At 31.3% G+C, this 17,238-nt stretch carries 20 protein-coding genes and 1 tRNA gene; 11 read left to right on the top strand and 10 right to left on the bottom strand.

Annotation, left to right across the window (positions count from 1 at the left end):
• The first annotated feature begins 3 nt into the window (after nt 1-3).
• Both HUW60_RS03905 and panD read left to right on the top strand, forming a co-directional pair.
• Nucleotides 4-1,134 (top strand): sodium ion-translocating decarboxylase subunit beta, encoded by a 1,131-nt coding sequence (locus HUW60_RS03905; RefSeq protein WP_190600232.1) that lies wholly within the window; start codon nt 4-6, stop codon nt 1,132-1,134.
• A gap of 9 nt (nt 1,135-1,143) precedes the next feature.
• The gene (panD, locus tag HUW60_RS03900) at nt 1,144-1,527 is read left to right on the top strand and encodes an aspartate 1-decarboxylase (protein WP_190600231.1); all 384 of its coding nucleotides are present in this window, start codon (nt 1,144-1,146) and stop codon (nt 1,525-1,527) included.
• Nucleotides 1,528-2,208: 681 nt separating this feature from the next.
• Here the strand turns inward: panD and lolD are convergent.
• Together lolD and HUW60_RS03890 are read right to left on the bottom strand one after the other, a co-directional pair.
• Nucleotides 2,209-2,880: a lipoprotein-releasing ABC transporter ATP-binding protein LolD gene (lolD, locus tag HUW60_RS03895; protein ID WP_190600230.1), complete on the bottom strand. Its 672-nt coding sequence runs from the start codon at nt 2,878-2,880 to the stop codon at nt 2,209-2,211.
• On the bottom strand, nt 2,873-4,108 hold the full coding sequence (locus HUW60_RS03890) for a lipoprotein-releasing ABC transporter permease subunit (RefSeq protein ID WP_190600229.1): 1,236 nt from the start codon (nt 4,106-4,108) through the stop codon (nt 2,873-2,875). The genes lolD and HUW60_RS03890 overlap by 8 nt, the downstream gene beginning before the upstream one ends.
• 426 nt (nt 4,109-4,534) lie before the next feature.
• On the opposite strand from HUW60_RS03890, the gene lpxK reads away from it, so the two are divergent.
• From lpxK to HUW60_RS03865, 5 genes are read left to right on the top strand one after another with little or no spacing between them, the layout of a single operon-like run.
• Nucleotides 4,535-5,482, top strand: a complete 948-nt coding sequence (gene lpxK, locus HUW60_RS03885; RefSeq protein ID WP_190600228.1) for a tetraacyldisaccharide 4'-kinase — start codon at nt 4,535-4,537, stop codon at nt 5,480-5,482.
• Nucleotides 5,479-5,658, top strand: coding sequence for a Trm112 family protein (locus HUW60_RS03880; protein WP_190600227.1), 180 nt, complete (start codon nt 5,479-5,481; stop codon nt 5,656-5,658). The genes lpxK and HUW60_RS03880 overlap by 4 nt, the downstream gene beginning before the upstream one ends.
• Nucleotides 5,658-6,392 (top strand): 3-deoxy-manno-octulosonate cytidylyltransferase, encoded by a 735-nt coding sequence (kdsB, locus tag HUW60_RS03875; protein WP_190600226.1) that lies wholly within the window; start codon nt 5,658-5,660, stop codon nt 6,390-6,392. Before HUW60_RS03880 ends, kdsB begins: the two co-directional genes overlap by 1 nt.
• A gap of 2 nt (nt 6,393-6,394) precedes the next feature.
• Nucleotides 6,395-7,228, top strand: a complete 834-nt coding sequence (gene folD / locus HUW60_RS03870) for a bifunctional methylenetetrahydrofolate dehydrogenase/methenyltetrahydrofolate cyclohydrolase FolD (RefSeq protein ID WP_190600225.1) — start codon at nt 6,395-6,397, stop codon at nt 7,226-7,228.
• A complete protein-coding gene (locus HUW60_RS03865) occupies nt 7,225-7,599 on the top strand; it encodes a glutaredoxin domain-containing protein (protein WP_190600224.1) in 375 nt (124 codons plus the stop codon). The genes folD and HUW60_RS03865 overlap by 4 nt, the downstream gene beginning before the upstream one ends.
• Nucleotides 7,600-7,606: 7 nt before the next feature.
• On the opposite strand, the gene HUW60_RS03860 is transcribed toward HUW60_RS03865, so the two are convergent.
• The 8 genes from HUW60_RS03860 to trpC form a co-directional block, all read right to left on the bottom strand.
• Complete coding sequence (locus HUW60_RS03860) at nt 7,607-8,695, bottom strand: 5-(carboxyamino)imidazole ribonucleotide synthase (protein WP_190600223.1); 1,089 nt, start codon at nt 8,693-8,695, stop codon at nt 7,607-7,609.
• Between the two features lie 3 nt (nt 8,696-8,698).
• Nucleotides 8,699-9,187 (bottom strand): 5-(carboxyamino)imidazole ribonucleotide mutase, encoded by a 489-nt coding sequence (gene purE / locus HUW60_RS03855; protein ID WP_190600222.1) that lies wholly within the window; start codon nt 9,185-9,187, stop codon nt 8,699-8,701.
• Between the two features lie 14 nt (nt 9,188-9,201).
• On the bottom strand, nt 9,202-9,939 hold the full coding sequence (locus HUW60_RS03850) for an alpha/beta fold hydrolase (RefSeq protein ID WP_190600221.1): 738 nt from the start codon (nt 9,937-9,939) through the stop codon (nt 9,202-9,204).
• Nucleotides 9,926-11,026 carry an aminotransferase class I/II-fold pyridoxal phosphate-dependent enzyme gene (locus HUW60_RS03845; protein WP_190600220.1) on the bottom strand — a complete coding sequence of 367 codons (1,101 nt, stop codon included), beginning with the start codon at nt 11,024-11,026 and terminating at the stop codon, nt 9,926-9,928. Before HUW60_RS03845 ends, HUW60_RS03850 begins: the two co-directional genes overlap by 14 nt.
• A 491-nt stretch (nt 11,027-11,517) precedes the next feature.
• Complete coding sequence (locus HUW60_RS03840; protein ID WP_190600219.1) at nt 11,518-12,297, bottom strand: thiazole synthase; 780 nt, start codon at nt 12,295-12,297, stop codon at nt 11,518-11,520.
• Between the two features lie 130 nt (nt 12,298-12,427).
• Nucleotides 12,428-12,517: transfer RNA gene (locus HUW60_RS03835), tRNA-Ser, on the bottom strand.
• 188 nt (nt 12,518-12,705) lie between these two features.
• Nucleotides 12,706-13,119 (bottom strand): OsmC family protein, encoded by a 414-nt coding sequence (locus HUW60_RS03830; protein WP_190600218.1) that lies wholly within the window; start codon nt 13,117-13,119, stop codon nt 12,706-12,708.
• On the bottom strand, nt 13,116-13,922 hold the full coding sequence (gene trpC / locus HUW60_RS03825) for an indole-3-glycerol phosphate synthase TrpC (protein WP_190600217.1): 807 nt from the start codon (nt 13,920-13,922) through the stop codon (nt 13,116-13,118). Before trpC ends, HUW60_RS03830 begins: the two co-directional genes overlap by 4 nt.
• A gap of 202 nt (nt 13,923-14,124) precedes the next feature.
• On the opposite strand from trpC, the gene kdsA reads away from it, so the two are divergent.
• The 4 genes from kdsA (at nt 14,125) to HUW60_RS03805 (ending at nt 17,236) form a co-directional block, all read left to right on the top strand.
• Nucleotides 14,125-14,958 (top strand): 3-deoxy-8-phosphooctulonate synthase, encoded by an 834-nt coding sequence (gene kdsA / locus HUW60_RS03820; protein ID WP_190600216.1) that lies wholly within the window; start codon nt 14,125-14,127, stop codon nt 14,956-14,958.
• A 120-nt stretch (nt 14,959-15,078) separates the two neighbouring features.
• Nucleotides 15,079-15,822: a 4-hydroxy-tetrahydrodipicolinate reductase gene (gene dapB, locus HUW60_RS03815; RefSeq protein WP_190600215.1), complete on the top strand. Its 744-nt coding sequence runs from the start codon at nt 15,079-15,081 to the stop codon at nt 15,820-15,822.
• A 321-nt stretch (nt 15,823-16,143) separates the two neighbouring features.
• Nucleotides 16,144-16,842, top strand: a complete 699-nt coding sequence (locus HUW60_RS03810) for an MBL fold metallo-hydrolase (RefSeq protein ID WP_190600214.1) — start codon at nt 16,144-16,146, stop codon at nt 16,840-16,842.
• A 79-nt stretch (nt 16,843-16,921) separates the two neighbouring features.
• Nucleotides 16,922-17,236, top strand: a complete 315-nt coding sequence (locus HUW60_RS03805; RefSeq protein WP_190600213.1) for a hypothetical protein — start codon at nt 16,922-16,924, stop codon at nt 17,234-17,236.
• Nucleotides 17,237-17,238: the final 2 nt, after the last annotated feature.

Here is a 17,238-nt window from a genome sequence, read left to right as displayed (position 1 = left end):
AATATGGAACAATTAAACACACTTTGGATTAACACAGGCCTTCATCAAATGTTTTGGGGACAAGGTTTGATGCTATTGGTTGGTATTTTGCTTTTATATTTAGCAATCATTAAAAATTTTGAACCATTGTTGTTATTACCTATTGGTTTTGGTTCAATTTTAGCTAATATTCCAGGCGCAGGTATTGCTGAGGGTAGTGGTATTTTGCATATATTCTATGTAGTTGGTATTGAGTCTGGTGCATTTCCACTTATTATTTTTATGGGTGTGGGCGCATTAACTGACTTTGGTCCGCTATTGGCTAACCCTAAAACATTGCTACTTGGTGCAGCAGCACAATTTGGTATTTTTGTTACCTTGTTAGGCGCTATTGGTTTAACAGTGTTAGGAATTTTTGACTTTAGCTTAACTGATGCTGCTGCTATTGGCATTATTGGCGGTGCTGATGGGCCAACTAGTATTTATGTTGCTTCAAAACTTGCACCTGATTTATTAGGTGCAATTGCAGTTGCTTCTTATTCTTATATGGCTTTAGTGCCACTTATTCAACCGCCAATTATGCGTGCTTTAACAACTAAGAAGGAACGTCAAATTGAAATGGTTCAATTGCGTAAAGTATCAAAATCTGAAAAGATTATTTTTCCTATTATGTTGTTAATGTTAGTGGCTTTATTGTTGCCTGATGCAGCACCACTACTGGGTATGTTTGCCTTTGGCAATCTAATGAAAGAATCTGACGTGGTTAATCGTTTGAGTGATACAATGCAAAATGCCTTAATTAATATTGTGACTATTTTTTTAGGTTTGGCGGTAGGTTCAAAATTAATGGCAGAAAAGTTTTTACAATTAGATACTTTAGGTATTTTGCTTTTAGGTATGGTAGCTTTTGCCATTGGTACAGCTTGTGGGGTGTTAATGGCAAAGTGTATGAATGTGTTTAGTAAAAATAAAATTAACCCTTTAATTGGTTCTGCTGGTGTTTCTGCAGTACCTATGGCAGCTCGTGTTTCTAACAAAGTAGGTTTAGAAGCTAATCCACATAATTTTTTATTAATGCATGCAATGGGTCCTAATGTTGCTGGTGTGATTGGTTCAGCAATTGCAGCAGGTATTATGATTCAGTTTTTAGGTTAGTTTATTTTTATGAAAAGAATTTTTTTGAGTGCTAAATTGCACAAGGTAACAACAACTGCAGTTGAACTGGACTATGAAGGTTCTTGTGAGATTGATGGTGTGTTGTTAGATGCAGCAGGTATTAGTGCATTTGAACAAATTCAAATATATAATATTAATAATGGTAACCGTTTTACAACTTATACAATTCTTGGTAAGGATAATTCTGGTATTATTTCAGTTAATGGTGCTGCTGCTCGTAAAGTGAATGTAGGTGATATGTTAATTATTGCTGCGTATGCTGTGTACTCTGAAGAAGAGCTTAAAGCTTATTCACCTAGGCTATGTTATGTTAATAATCAAAATATTCTAACTAAGATAAGTACGGGGAGTAAAACTTTAAGTATATATTAATTTTGGTTGATAATTTTGCAATATCTTGTCATTCTTTGTTTTAAAAAAATACAATTTTTAATTGTAAAGCGGTTTTATTCATTTTTTTAGACTTCATAAAACTGTTTAGAACTATTTCCTCTTTATTTATATTGGCTAAAAGCCTCTTATATTTATATGAAAATAGCAATGAATACATGTATTAATATCTAAAATCTATCTGAGTAGTTTTGGTTTTATAATTGGTTTAAAGATTGTTAGATAGGATCTGGCTTTTTCGTATAATTTTTATTATTGAACTAATTTTATTTTCGATAGTAGCTGTATTTTTAACTATTTATAGTAAAAGATAATGCTTTAGCAAGGAGTTAATACAGATTGAACGCCAATCCCTGATTAAGATTTATCTTGTTATTTGAAAAGATAATTAAATCTATGTTCTTATTATTTATATTGATGTGTATTATAAGTATGTTTATTTACTTATAGATTTTGTTTTTGTTAAGGATTCAGTGTAATTATTCTTTTCAATATTGTATTTATTGTTTTTAACTTATAGTATTTCTAGTGTTTTCTGTATGGTTTATTATTAATACAATAATTATTGAAAAATACTCATCAATTTATAGGCAAGGTAAGAAATAAATAAATTTATTCATCTGTAACTCTGATAGACAGCCAAAAACATAAATAGTTTGATATTTAGGTTAATATCCCGTGATTTAAAATAAGAGATTTATCCATTTTTATAGCGATTTTTTCATCGTGAGTTACTATAATGAGTGCACAGTTCTGATTATGATTGAGTTCCAACATTAGGTTGAGTACTTCATTAGTATTTTTAGCATCTAAATTTCCAGTAGGCTCATCTGCTAAAATACAGCTGGGATTTGTAATTAAGGCTCTTGCAATAGCAACTCGTTGGCGTTCACCACCAGAGAGTTCACTTGGTAAGTGATTAAGGCGGTGTTCAAGCCCTATCTTTGAGAGTAATTTTTTAGCATGGGCTTGAGCAGATTGTTGATTAACTCCTTGTATTCGTTCAGGCATGGCAACATTATCAAGCATACTAAAATCATTTAGCAGATGATGAAATTGGTATACAAATCCTAAATATTTACCGCGTAATAACGTGATATCGTTCTCGTTTAATTTATTTAGATTAATTCCATTGATAAGTATTTTTCCTTGAGTAGGTTTATCAATACCACCTAATAGATTAAGTAAAGTAGATTTACCACAACCTGATTGTCCTAAAATTGCAACTGACTCACCTTGTTTAACGTTTAAGTTGAGGTTATTAAGTATTGGTATTTTTTGTTTGCCATTAAGGTAAGTATAGCTAATATTGTTACATTCAATAATTTTATTCATGATTTAATACCTCGGCAATATCTATTTTTCCTGCTAGTTTGGCTGGATAAATAGAGGCAATTGTTATTAAAATAAAACCGCCTAAGATAACTTTAACTATATCTATTATATGTATTTCAGAAGGAAATCGACTGATATAGAATACATCTTTTGGAAAGAACTGGAATCCTAAAATAGACTCAATACCACTAACAATCATTTCAATATTAAGAGAGAGTAATACGCCTAAGATACTACCAATGGTAATACCAATTAGACCAATTGTTAATCCTTGATAAAGGAATATTTTTACAATACGATTAGGTGTCATGCCAAGTGTTCTTAAAATAGCAATATCGGCTTTTCTATCAGTTACCACCATTACTATCATAGAAACAATATTAAAAGCAGCAACTGCAATAATAAGCGACATTATAATACTAATCATCTGTTTTTCAAGATTCAATGCTTTAATAAAGTTGGCTTTTTGTTCAGTCCAGTCAATGCCATAATATCGACTGTCTAGCAAATTAGTAATAATTTCATTAGTGATTTTCTTAGCATTGAATAAATCATCAACCTTAAGTCGAATACCAGAGACCTTATCTCCCATAATATACAACTTTTGTGCTTGTTCTAAGCTAATAAATGCTAAGTTATTATCATATTCGCTAATACCAGCATCAAAGATCCCGCTAATAGTAAAGCGTTTAAACCTTGGCTGAATGCCTATAATATTAGAAGATAATTTAGGTGTAAGTAGTGTAATTTTATCCCCAATAGTTAAACCTAGCTGTGTTGCCAATCCTGTACCAACTAAAATGTCTGATTTAAGCAAGTTGGCATTACCAAACTTAATTTTATCTAACAGAATAGAAGTTTTTATTTCCAAGTTAGGTCTAATACCTCGTACATTAATTCCTTGAGTACCATTATGTGTACTTAGTAAAGCATATTTTTCAATATAAGGTGAGGTACTAATAACATTAGGATGCTTGTTAATTTTAGTTTGTAAATTTTGCCAATTATCAACTAAGTTGTTGTATTGAGTAATATATGAATGAGAAATGGTATTTAGTACTCTGTCTCTAAGTTCTTTGTGAAATCCATTCATGACAGATAACACTGTAATCAAAGTGACGACAGATAGAATTAAACCCACCATAGAAATTCCAGGAATAAAGGAAATAAAACCCTTTTTTTGATTGGAGCGTAAGTATTGATTAGAAATTATAAATTCGATACTCATTAGGGTAATATTTTGTCATAATTAGCACTATTATAAATAGTTAAATAAAAATGTATATATGGTTAATCTAACAACAAAACATCAAACTGATCAACAGAGCGATATATATCGTAGGATTATTTATGGTTGGGTAATAATTGTTTATTCTACTACACATGAGTATTTGTATTACTTAAAAATATTTTGCTTTTATTTATTTAGAACTAGGTGCCATGATGGACATTTATTCTAAAGTTTATATAATAATAGTTGTTACCATTATAGTTACTACTCGTTTCTTAGTTAGTAACATGAAATTTTTAATGGTAAATAATAAGTTGAATTTATTTATTACGATTACCTTGATTTTAATCATTATTAGTTATCTTAGTGATATTGAAATTTAATGAGAAACAATATCAAATTGAAAATAAGTACTAGATACTAATGGATTTAAATACTCGAGGTATTATTAATTATTTATTACTGCCAATATCAGGTATGTTTTATTTAGTATCAGTACTTAGAAAATGGCTTTATCGAGTTAACTTTTTTAAGGTTAAAAAATTTAAATGTCCTGTAATTGTAGTTGGAAATATTACAGTTGGAGGTACTGGTAAAACACCAATTGTGATTTTATTGGCACAGTATTTTAAACAAAAAGGCAAGCAAGTTGGCGTGGTATTACGTGGATACGGTGGTATGCACCATAAAGGTAGTTTGTTAGTGAGTAAAAATACTAATGTTTATTTATCAGGTGATGAACCGTTGCTTATCGCTTTGCAAACAGATTTACCGGTGATGATTAATAGGAACAGAGCACAGGCGGTTGAGGATTTAATCAATGAATGTCAAGTTAATTTAATCATCAGTGATGATGGTTTGCAACATTACAAAATGGATAGAGATATAGAAATTGCTGTTATTGATGGTACTCGACGTTTTGGTAATGAATTTTTCTTACCATCAGGGCCTTTAAGAGAATCAATTGACAGACTTAAAAGTGTTGATTTTGTGATAAATAATACTGGTTTTCGTGCAGGTGAATTTAACATTAAACTAATAATAAAAATTTTTGTTAATGTTAAAACAGGAGAGGAAAAACCATTGGATTATTTCAATGGTGAATATTGTCATGGTGTTGCTGGTATTGGTTATCCTCAACGTTTTTTTGATACATTAATTAGACTTGGTATTAATTTAAAACCACACATATTTGCTGACCATTATGTGTATCAACAAAGTGATTTAGTATTTGAAGATAATTATCCAATTCTTATGACTGCTAAAGATTGTGTAAAATGTATTCAATTCGCAAATAATCAAATGTGGTATCTTCAAGTTGAAGCTAATTTGAGCGATAATTTTTTTAAAGAGCTAGAAGCTAAATTATGATTGATGAAGCCTTGTTAAAATTATTAGTATGCCCTAAAAGTAAGGCTCCACTGAAACAAGTGGGAAATGAGCTTATTTGTGAAGTGAGTGGCTTGGCTTATCCAATTGAAGACGGTATTCCAATCTTACTAGCTGAAGAAGCGCGTGAATTAGACAAATGCAGTGATAAAAAATAATGAATTTTTCTGTTATAATCCCTGCTAGGTATGCATCAAGTAGATTACCAGCTAAATTACTTAGAGATGTTCATGGAAAGCCTTTGATTCAATTAACTTATGAAAATGCAGTTAATAGTGGCGCAAATCGTGTCATTATTGCAACCGATGATAAACGTATTGAGGTAGTTGCTAATGATTTTGGTGCAATAACTTGTATGACTGACGGACATTTCACTTCTGGTACATTAAGGATTGCACAAGTGTTGGAAAAGTTAGATATTAATGATGATGAAATTATTGTTAATGTTCAGGGTGATGAGCCAATGTTAGATCCAAGTGTGATTGATCAAGTAGTTAATAACTTAGCAACCAACCCTATGCAAATAGCAACTTTGTGTGAACAAATTAAGGACAAGGTGCAATATTTTGATCCTAATTGTGTTAAAGTAGTTTTTAATAAAATTGGAAAGGCTTTATATTTTTCACGTGCTGCTATTCCTTTTTTTAGAGAGGAAAAGGATTTTGATTTAAAATTTTGTTATAAGCATATTGGTATATATGCTTATAGAGCAGGGGTTATTAAACAATATCTAACCATGAATAGTTCTTCATATGAGAAAGTTGAAAAATTAGAACAGTTAACAGCGCTTAACGAAGGGTTTGATATTCATGTAGCACCGGCTTGTGCTAGTGTTGGACACGGTGTTGATATACAACGTGATTTGGATGAGGTAAGAAAAGAGTTAGGTTGAATATGAATGTTATTAATGGTAAAAAAATTGCACAAAATTTACAAGCAAGTATTAAATTAAAGGTTGATATGCTTGATAGAAAGCCAGGGTTGGCAGTTATTTTAGTTGGTGATGATGATGCTTCAGAGGTTTATATTCGTAATAAAGAGAATGCTTGTAAAGAAGTTGGTTTTTATTTAGAAATAATTAATAGATTTGATAATATTTCCCAAGAAGAATTATTATTTGAAATTGATCGTTTAAATCATGATGATAAAATTGATGGTATTTTAGTGCAATTGCCACTACCAAAGCATTTAGATGTTAATTTAGTAATTGAAGCTATTTCTCCTAAAAAGGATGTAGATGGGTTTCATAGTGAAAATATTGGTAAATTAATGCAGAATAAACCTTTCTTACATCCATGTACGCCAAAAGGAGTGATGTTGATGTTTGAATCTATTGGAGTAGATTTGGTGGGTAAAAATTGTGTAGTAGTGGGTGCATCTAATATTGTTGGTCGTCCGATGGCGTGTGAGTTATTAAATGCTAAAGCAACGGTTACTATCTGTAATAGCAAAACTAAAAATCTATCTTGCAAATTAATGCAAGCAGATATCGTTGTTGTTGCAGTTGGTATTCCTAAGATGATTCAGAGTGATTGGATTAAACCTGGTGCTATTGTGATTGATGTAGGTATTAATCGATTGGACAATGGTTGCTTGGTTGGAGATGTTGATTTTGAATCTGTTAGGAAAGTTGCTAGTTGGATTGCTCCAGTGCCAGGTGGTGTTGGACCAATGACTATTGCTACATTATTAAAAAATACATTAACCGCATATGAGGCAAGAATATGAGATTTTTATTAAAAGGATTTAGAAATGGTTTAGGTGCTATTATCGCTTTTATTAGTTGGATGGTTCCAGTTAGTAAGGTTAAACGTACTAGCGAACAACAACACAAAGTAGATGAAGAAACAATTAATATTGAGTTGTATCAGTTTTTTGGTTGTCCATTTTGTATCAAAACTCGCCGAATAATTAAGCGATTAAATTTACATATTATTACGCGTAATGCTCAAACTATTGGCAGTAAATTTAGAGATGAAATACAGCGAGAAACTGGTAAAGTTCAAGTACCCTGTTTAAAAATTACTAATGGCAATGAAGTTCAGTGGATGTTTGAATCTAATGAGATTAGTATCTACTTAAATAAGAATTTTGGATAATATTTTATTAAGGTAAAAAGTTTTTTAATTTTGTAATACTCTCATTTAGCTTAGCTTGAGAATTAGCGGTGATATTGGCATGACCTAGTTTTCGATTTTTGCGTTCAGGTTTATCATATAGATGTAAATGTGTATTTGGCATTTTTAGTACAGTATTAATATCTCCAAGTTTGCTAATAATATTAATCATTGCACAAAATGGATGTGTTGGTGTTGTGTCACCAAGTGGCATGCCAGTGATTGCACGGATGTGATTTTCAAATTGCGAAGTGTTAGTACCTTCAATACTCCAATGTCCAGAATTGTGTACTCTTGGTGCCATTTCATTAACTATTAACCCATTTTTAGTTTCAAATAACTCAATAGTAAGCACACCAATGTAATCCATTTCATCGAGTAAAGTTTGCATGTAATGCTGTGCTGTTTTTTGAATTTTTTCGTTAATATTCTGAGCAGGTGCAATGGTTAATCTTAAAATGCCTTCATGATGTTTATTTTCAACCATTGGGTAGTATTTATGGCTATTATCAATGCCACGTACAGCAATTAAAGAAAGCTCACGTTTAAAATTAATAACCCCTTCTAGAATTGATTCTACATCATTCATGCTTTCCCAGGCTTTAGTAATTTGTTTAGCTTTATGGAGGAGGAATTGACCCTTACCATCATAACCATCGGTTACAGTTTTTAAAATTGCTGGTAAACCAATAGTTTTAACCGCTGCTTTTAAATCTGATTCAGAATTTACTATTTGATAGGGTGCACAAGGAATATTTAGCTGATCGAATAAAGCTTTTTCTCGACCACGATGTTGTGTAATAAATAAGGATTTTTCATTAGGGTGAACAGGGACTTTTTTATTAATTTTTTTAACAATTTCAACTTTAGTATTTTCACTTTCATAAGTAATAACATCAGAAAACTCTATTAAAGAGTTAATATTATTTATATTATCTTCGTGTGCAAACATATGCCCTAATAAAGAGGATGGTTCATCATGAGTTTTACCGGAAAAACCAAATTGGTGATTTAATGGATAGCCAGAAATAGCTAGCATTCTACCCAATTGGCCTGCGCCTAATATACCAACTTTCATCTGTTATTCTTGTGGATTAGGATTGTCTAAAATATCCTGAGTTTGTTTAGCTCTAAAATTAGTTACTATACTTCTAATAGCTTGGTTTTCATTGCCAATAATTTGTGCAGCTAAAATACCTGCATTTTTAGCACCATTTTTACCAATAGCTAATGTACCAACAGGGATACCAGCAGGCATTTGAGAAATAGATAATAAAGAATCTTGACCATTAAGTGCACATGATTGAATAGGTACACCTAATACTGGAACAATAGTTTTGCTAGCTACCATGCCTGGTAAATGCGCAGCACCACCTGCACCTGCAATAATCACTTTAAGCCCACGTTCAAGTGCGTTTGATGCATAGTCGAACATTAAATCCGGTGTTCGATGTGCAGAAATCACTTTAACCTCGTATGGAATATTAAGTTCTTTGAGTATGGTTACTGTGTTTTTCATGGTTATCCAATCTGATTTTGATCCCATAATAACACCCACTAGTACACTCATCAATTTCTCCAAAGTTAAGTATTACTTGAATTATACTTAACTTTAAGTGTTGATGGTAGGACAAAATCATGATGTAGAAAAGGCAAATGTCCAGTGTTTAAGATACAAGTTTTTATGTGATTTTGATTGTACCAATGGCTAATTTTAATTGGCACCAAGGTATCATATTTTCCCAGTACTACTTCTATTGGTATAGATAGTTTTTTAAATTTATTATTTAGGTTTGTGTTAAGTAATATTTCCAATCCCTGATTAAGTGCTTGTGTTGTTGTTGAGTATTGTTCAATAACTTTATTTAATGCTTTAAGTTTTGATTTATTTTTGGTTTGCAAACTAATAAAGCGTTTTAAACCTTTAGATAAATTTAGTTGTAGAGCATTTGAAAATTGCTTAAAATTATTCTTATCTATGCCAAATTCCCAATTATTTGTTTGGATAAAATTTGGCGTTGATGCAATAAGAATAAGGCTTGATACAGTTATTTTACTAGCAATATTAATGGCAAGTAATCCACCTAAAGACCATCCTAATAGAATAGGATTTCTTGGTAAAATTTTGATAATTTCATCACTCCATTCATTAAGTCCACCATAAATATTAGTACTTTTACCATGTCCAGGTAAATCAATAAGTGTGATGCGGTATTGATTTTTATAATTATAAAATAAACTATTAAATATTTCTGAATTAAATCCCCAACCATGAAGTAATACTAAATCAACCCCAAAACCTTCTGTGTTACTGTATAACATATTTAAGTTGGATAAGAAGTTCTTTAATTTGGTTTTGTGTATGGTCGGCATTTAGTGTTATTCTTAAACGAGTTGTGTTTTTTGGTACAGTTGGTGGGCGAATGGCACTGATATGAAAGCCTGTACTGAATAACTTTTTTGAGATGTTAATTGATTTTTTATTATTACCTAAAATTAGTGGCTGTATAGCACTATTAGATGCTTTAATGGGTAGGTTTAGTGCTTTAGAAAGATTTTGGAAATAATGAATATTAGCTAATAATTTAGTATTTTGTTCACCTTCTTTAATTAGTTCTAAGCTTTTTAGTGTGGCACTACATAAAGCAGGTACAATTGCTGTTGTATAAATATAAGGGCGTGATTTTTGGATTAAAAAATCAATTAAATCCTCATTGCCAGCTACAAAAGCCCCCATAGTACCTACAGCTTTACCTAGTGTTGCCATGTAAATTGAATTTTTTGGAATAATTGGCTTAAATACACCAAATCCATGTGCATCATCTTGCATCAAGAATGTATCAGTTTTTTCTACAATTTTTTCAATACCTTTAATGTTAGCCTGATCACCGTCCATACTAAATACATTATCAGTTACAATTAATCCTTGTCCAGTTTGCTTATTTATTTTTTTCTTTAATGATTTAAGATTATTATGTAAATATCGTTGAAGTGGTAAACCGATTAAATGATTTGCATCAATGAGTGAAGCATGGTTAAATTTATCTTGCAATACCCAATCAAGTTTATCCTTAAGTGCAGAAAATACTCCAATATTCGCCATATAACCAGTTGAGAATAACAAGGCTTTTTCTTGTCCTGTATAATTAGCTAATGCTTCTTCTAACGCTTGATGTGCCGCTGTATGGCCGCTAATCAAGTGTGATGCGCTAGCGCCAACACCAAATTTATCAATTCCTTGTTTAAATGCCTCTTTAACTTGTGGATGGCTAGCAAGCGATAGATAGTCATTTGAGCAAAAATTTATCAATGATTTTCCATTAATATTAATTTGAGTATTTTTAGATATTTTTCTTGTACGATAAAGATAATTTTGCTTAAGATTTGATAGATCTTGTGAGAAGTCCATGAATTTATTTTATAGTTTATAGGTAGTATTGATGATACAATATAATCAAACTCTTACTATTATTTAGACAAGTCATAAGAATATTTAGTTCTTGTACTTCTGAAAACAAATATCTAGAGCGGTTGAAGCAATTAGATGCGGACTATATAAATATATTAAACGTAGGCACAATAAAAAATTATTTGAAGATGTATAGTTTTTAACTTTAATTATCTTTACGGTAATAATAATGTTTGTTATGACGTGATTTATATATGATAATCTAGATTCTGTTATTATAAATTATTTAACATTAAAGAGTTTTAAAATAGTGAGTAGTGTTTTTATAGTATTTAAAAGAAGACAACAGAGTAGTTGATATTGATTGATAGAATGACACTAATTTTTAGTAGTAGTTTAGAATAATTAAAATGATAGATATTATTCTGATGATGAATATATATAATAAACTATTTCAGTTGAACTATAGGCGTATTGTTTAGGTTTTAATGCTAAATTAAATCCACTTTTGGTGATGAAGCAGAAGCGTAGGATTTCTTCATCATTCTACCAGAAAGAAAGGATTCTCGTCCTGCGATAATGGCGTTTTTCATAGCGCTTGCCATTAAAATTGGGTTTTTTGCATTTGCAATGGCTGAGTTCATTAGCACACCATCACAGCCAAGTTCCATTGCCTTGGTGGCATCACTTGCACAACCAATACCAGCATCAATCAATACTGGTACAGTAGCGTGTTCTTTGATGAGTTTTATTTGTGTTGGGTTGGTAATACCTTGACCTGAGCCGATAAATGAGGCAAGTGGCATTATTGCAACGCAACCAATGTTTTCTAATTCTTTAGCAACGACTGGATCATCATTGGTATAAACCATAACATCAAATTCATTATCAACTAGTGTTTTTGCGGCAGATAGGGTTTCAACAATATTAGGATAAAGTGTTTTTTTATCTCCTAATATTTCTAATTTAATTAAATTATGTCCACCTAACAGTTCACGTGCTAATTGGCAAGTTCGAATAGCATCTTTAGCATTATAACAACCTGCAGTATTTGGTAGAATAGTGTATTTGTTTGGTGAGATAATATCTAATAGATTAGGTTCATTGACATTTTGTCCAATATTAGTACGGCGAATAGCAACAGTGATGATATTAGCTTCTGCCATATCCGTTGCCAGTTTGGTTTCATTAAGGTCTTTATATTTTCCTGATCCAACTAACAAGCGAGAGTTGTAAGTTTTTTTGGCAATTACTAAGGGTGTGTCAATCATGGTAATTAAGTATTTTACTGTGAAAAAAGTTTAAAGATTTAATTTAATTTAATTTTGTATTTTTAAATCGTACTATTAAGTATTTTTACGTTTGTAAGATAGGTTTCAAAAAAAAGACGAAGTAGTATAGCGGAGAGTGAGGGGTTCGAACCCTCGATAGGGGATAAACCTTATACACCCTTAGCAGGGGTGCGCCTTCAGCCAACTCGGCCAACTCTCCGAAGAGATAAATTATACGCTTAAGAAATAATAATTTGAAATAGGATTAGAAACTATATTTATATTTAACTTCTATGTTAATTTTAAATTGAACTTCCTTCAGTCACTTCTCTGTTATTTTCTTAAATACTAGAAAAATACTACTCACTATTAGTACTTTGTAAAAAGTATATAAACTGATTGTATAGATTATTTATGAATTTTAAAATCATGTGTTATAGTGGCAGATTTTCCAAGTATAATTAAAGCAGAACAATATTTATTAATAGATAAATTGACTGCTTTACTAACCTTTTTATCGTTTAAATTAACTCCTTTAACGGCAAAGTGGATGTGAATTTTAGTGAATATTTTTGGATGTTCTTTAGCACGTTCTGATGTGATTTCAGCATGAAAAGTATGTACTTCTTGACACATTTTTTTCAGTGTTGATATCACATCGATAGTTGTACAGCCACCCATGCCAAGGAGTAACATTTCCATCGGGCGGATACCTAGATTCTTTCCACCTAAATTTTGGGGGCCATCCATTACTATGGCGTGACCACTATCTGATTCGCCAACTATCATCATATCATTAATCCATTTAACTGTTGTATTCATTTATTTTTTCCAAAAATTTTTTGTAGTGCTTCTCCTGGATTATCTTGACGCATAAATGCTTCACCAACCAAAAAGCTGTAAATATTATGCCCATTCATAAAAGTAACATCATTTGAAGTCAGGATACCGCTTTCAGTAATAATCAAAGTATCTTCTTTGATTTCTTTCATTAGTTCAATAGTCGTTTCTAAAGAAACATCAAAGGTGTGTAAGTTTCTATTATTAATACCAATCATTGGCAGGCGTAATTGCAATGTACGTTCTAATTCTTTTACATTGTGTATCTCAATTAAAACATCCATATTAATGTCAATGGCTTGCATTGTAAAGTCTTCTATTTGTTTATCACTTAGGCAAGCGGCAATTAGTAAAATACAATCTGCACCTAAGGCTCTAGACTCGTAAATCTGATAAGGGTCTATAATAAATTCTTTGTGTAAGATTGGTATTGATATTGCTTCGCATATATCAATTAAATATTGATTCTTCCCTTGGAAGAAGTCTTTATTGGTTACAACTGATAAACAAGTTGCACCTGATTTTTCGTAGCTTTCGGCTATTTCAACAGGGTTGAAATTTTCACGTAACAGACCTTTAGAAGGAGATGCTTTTTTGATTTCTGCAATAATAGCATTTTGCTTTGCATCTACTTTATCTTTCAATGCTTGGTAAAAGTTATTTGTATTATGTTTTTTATACGCAACATCAAGTATTTGGCTTTCTGGAATATTGTTTTTACATTCTGCAATTTCAACTTTTTTACGTGCAATAATTTTCTTTAAAATATCAGGTGTACTAATCATAAATTACTATTTTAAACGATGAAACAATTATATTGAGGTATGGTTTAGATAAAAATTTATTAAATTAAATTATTTTCTAATAATATATGTAATAATACGTGTTATGAGTGAAAAATTTAGTTTTCACTATTTTTATCAAATAATGTCTAATACATCACTCTAACTATATAATAAACGTTGATTTTTGTATAAACTATAAGTCATGAAATTGTTAGATTTTGAAGTCGGTATTAATCACCCATTTTTCTTAATTGCAGGTCCTTGTGTTATTGAATCTGAAGCATTAGCTTTGGAAACTGCCACTTATTTAAAAAGAGTTACTGAGAATTTAGGTATTAATTTTATTTATAAGTCTTCATATGATAAGGCTAATCGAACCAGTACTAATAGCTTTAGAGGTCTGGGTTTGAAGGAAGGTTTGCGTATTTTGCAAAAGGTTAAGGATGAAGTCGGTGTACCAGTATTAACTGATGTGCATGAGGACACGCCTCTAAGTGAGGTAGCATTTGTGGTAGATATGATGCAAACTCCTGCTTTTTTAGTGCGTCAAACTAATTTTATTCAAGATGTGTGTAAACAAGGTATTCCTGTGAATATCAAAAAAGGCCAATTTCAAGCGCCATGGGATATAGGAAATGTTGTGAATAAGGCCTATGAAACAGGTAATAGATTAATTACTATTTGTGAACGTGGTACTTCATTTGGCTATAATACTTTGATTTCTGATATGCGTGGTTTATCTACCATGCGTTCAACAGGTTGCCCGATAGTATTTGATGCAACTCATTCAGTGCAACAGCCTGGTGGTAATGGATTAACCTCAGGAGGGCAGAGGGAAATGGTGCCTGTGGTTGCTAGGGCGGCTATAGGAGTAGGTATATCAGGATTTTTCATAGAGACCCATCCTAACCCTGATGAAGCGTTAAGTGATGGTCCAAATATGTTGCCGATTGATAAAATGGATGAATTACTTAAAACCTTACAGGAACTAGATGTTGTTACTAAGAAAAATGGTTTTTTGGAAGACAGTTTGTAGAGTTTAATTCTTTAGGTGTGGTATTAATTGAATATGAAGTATACTAATATTTCTAATATTAACTTATGAGTAGATATAATTCTTATTATATTATTGTGAATTAATTTAAAGGAATAACAAATGCTAAAAATAGCAGTATCAGGTAGTAACGGTAGAATGGGTCAGGCAATTATTAAAGCAATCGAACAATCAAATAGTATTAAATTAGTTATTAAGATTGATCAAGATAATAATTTATCTAATTATTTAGATAAATTTGATGTTTTAATTGATTTTACTTGTCCAGCAGCTACACTTAACTACCTATCAATTTGTGCTAAGGCTGGTAAGAAAATGGTTATTGGTACGACAGGCTTTAATGATGATGAACTCAATCAATTAGTTAGTCTTACAAAAAATATACCCATTGTATTTGCATCTAATATGAGTGTAGGTGTTAATTTATCTTTAAAATTATTGGAAATAGCGGCAAAAGTAATAGGGAAAGATAGCGATATTGAAATTGTTGAAATGCATCATCGTTTTAAGGCGGACGCACCTAGTGGTACTGCATTAAAGATGGGTGAAGTGATTGCTGATACATTGGGTAGAGATTTAAAAACGTGTGCTGTTTATGGACGAAGAGGTATTGAACAGATAAGAGATAGGAATATAATTGGGTTTTCTACAATTCGTGGTGGTGATGTGGTAGGTGAGCATACGGTGAGTTTTTTTATGCAAGGTGAACGTGTGGAAATTACCCACAAAGCTTCATCAAGAATGACATTTGCACTTGGTGCAATTCGTGCAGCAGAGTGGTTGGGTAAAGTACCATCTGATAGAGGTTGCATTTATTCAATGAAAGATGTATTAGAGATGTCTTAAACAAATATATATGACTGTATTTTTGGATTTAAAGTGCTATTAATCAATATAATTATATGGAAAAAGTTTGAAAAAAGTTATATATATGCTATTATTCCACAAAATATTAAGGATTCGTTAGAAAAAATAATGTTGCTACTTTCAACACATATTAAGTGATCAAGGATGTTTAATTTTGCTAGGGTAGGTCTTCTTTGTTAGTAGGGTAAAGGTGTAAGTGCTTTACAGACTTACTAGTATTAGTATAGTCTTATTTTTAGAACTTATATTAAGTCTAGTGCTTACTAGCGTTATTGTTAAACAATTTAAAAAGGTATTACCATGAGTTTATTATTACGTCCTTTATTTGAAAAAACTAGTTCAACTTATACATACCTTTTGGCCGATATGCAAACTTTTGATGCTATTATCATTGATGCAGTGGATAAAACAATGCAAAGAGATGTTACCTTTATTAAAGAGTTGGGCTTGAATCTTAAATATATTATTGAAACGCACGTGCATGCTGATCATATTACTAGTTCTTATCCTCTAAAGCGTCACTTCACTCAGGCTAAAATCGTACTAGGTTCAGCTAATGAAATTATTTGTGCGGATATTTTGCTTAATGATGGAGATACTTTATCATTTGGTGTTTATACTTTGAGTGCTATGACAACTCCAGGGCATACAAATGGCTGTATGTCTTATGTGGTAGGTAATCAGGTTTTTACAGGCGATACATTATTGATTAGAAGTTGTGGCAGGTGTGATTTTCAAGGTGGTTCAGCGGAAAAATTATATGACTCTATTCAAAAAATATTTACCTTACCTGATGAAACTTTAGTTTATCCTGCTCATGATTACGAAGGAAGAACGATGAGTTCAATCTGGGAAGAAAAACAATTCAACGAAATGATTGGTTTAAATGTAGATAAACAAATATTTATTTCTAGAGTAAATAAAATTGAATTAGACTTACCTAAGAAAATCCATGTTGCAGTACCTGCTAATCAAGATTGTGGTGCCAAAAAATTATAATTGAGAGAAAAAAATATCATGAAGGGTTATTCAATAGACCCAACATTCAAGTATTAACGTTGTTAGGGAAGTATTTGCTGTGATTAGAGTTCCAATAATTAAGCGTGAACGTGTACCAGCCAATAATGTGGAAGTAGTTGAAGGCTTAAATGTAGCTATGGAAAAATCGGACTCTAGTAAGAATCTGTATGCTGCAAAAGTATTAGGCCCATATAGATCATCTGAAGGTATAATTTTGTATTTTATTTTAAAAATGTATAATTATCTAGTAAACTACTTTAGTTTACTAGATATCCTATTTGTATTATTTGTTTATGATAGTAATGTGTGTGAGTTTGAATTAACATTAGACGATATGCTCCTATTGATTATAGACATAGAAGGTATAACATAATA

Source organism: Candidatus Vesicomyosocius sp. SY067_SCS001 (assembly GCF_014706615.1).
In the GTDB taxonomy this organism is placed as follows: domain Bacteria; phylum Pseudomonadota; class Gammaproteobacteria; order PS1; family Pseudothioglobaceae; genus Ruthia.
This window is presented reverse-complemented; position numbering and strand designations above follow the sequence as displayed.

Excerpts from the sequence above, each read along its gene's own strand:
- kdsA (WP_190600216.1), top strand. The coding sequence starts at position 14,125 with ATGAAATTGTTAGATTTTGAAGTCGGTATTAATCACCCATTTTTCTTA.
- lolD (WP_190600230.1), bottom strand. The coding sequence starts at position 2,880 with ATGAATAAAATTATTGAATGTAACAATATTAGCTATACTTACCTTAAT.
- HUW60_RS03860 (WP_190600223.1), bottom strand. The coding sequence starts at position 8,695 with ATGAAAGTTGGTATATTAGGCGCAGGCCAATTGGGTAGAATGCTAGCT.
- panD (WP_190600231.1), top strand. The coding sequence starts at position 1,144 with ATGAAAAGAATTTTTTTGAGTGCTAAATTGCACAAGGTAACAACAACT.
- kdsB (WP_190600226.1), top strand. The coding sequence starts at position 5,658 with ATGAATTTTTCTGTTATAATCCCTGCTAGGTATGCATCAAGTAGATTA.
- dapB (WP_190600215.1), top strand. The coding sequence starts at position 15,079 with ATGCTAAAAATAGCAGTATCAGGTAGTAACGGTAGAATGGGTCAGGCA.
- HUW60_RS03810 (WP_190600214.1), top strand. The coding sequence starts at position 16,144 with ATGAGTTTATTATTACGTCCTTTATTTGAAAAAACTAGTTCAACTTAT.
- folD (WP_190600225.1), top strand. The coding sequence starts at position 6,395 with ATGAATGTTATTAATGGTAAAAAAATTGCACAAAATTTACAAGCAAGT.
- lpxK (WP_190600228.1), top strand. The coding sequence starts at position 4,535 with ATGGATTTAAATACTCGAGGTATTATTAATTATTTATTACTGCCAATA.
- HUW60_RS03905 (WP_190600232.1), top strand. The coding sequence starts at position 4 with ATGGAACAATTAAACACACTTTGGATTAACACAGGCCTTCATCAAATG.
- HUW60_RS03840 (WP_190600219.1), bottom strand. The coding sequence starts at position 12,297 with ATGATTGACACACCCTTAGTAATTGCCAAAAAAACTTACAACTCTCGC.
- HUW60_RS03850 (WP_190600221.1), bottom strand. The coding sequence starts at position 9,939 with ATGTTATACAGTAACACAGAAGGTTTTGGGGTTGATTTAGTATTACTT.
- HUW60_RS03865 (WP_190600224.1), top strand. The coding sequence starts at position 7,225 with ATGAGATTTTTATTAAAAGGATTTAGAAATGGTTTAGGTGCTATTATC.
- HUW60_RS03890 (WP_190600229.1), bottom strand. The coding sequence starts at position 4,108 with ATGAGTATCGAATTTATAATTTCTAATCAATACTTACGCTCCAATCAA.
- purE (WP_190600222.1), bottom strand. The coding sequence starts at position 9,187 with ATGAGTGTACTAGTGGGTGTTATTATGGGATCAAAATCAGATTGGATA.
- HUW60_RS03830 (WP_190600218.1), bottom strand. The coding sequence starts at position 13,119 with ATGAATACAACAGTTAAATGGATTAATGATATGATGATAGTTGGCGAA.
- HUW60_RS03845 (WP_190600220.1), bottom strand. The coding sequence starts at position 11,026 with ATGGACTTCTCACAAGATCTATCAAATCTTAAGCAAAATTATCTTTAT.
- trpC (WP_190600217.1), bottom strand. The coding sequence starts at position 13,922 with ATGATTAGTACACCTGATATTTTAAAGAAAATTATTGCACGTAAAAAA.
- HUW60_RS03880 (WP_190600227.1), top strand. The coding sequence starts at position 5,479 with ATGATTGATGAAGCCTTGTTAAAATTATTAGTATGCCCTAAAAGTAAG.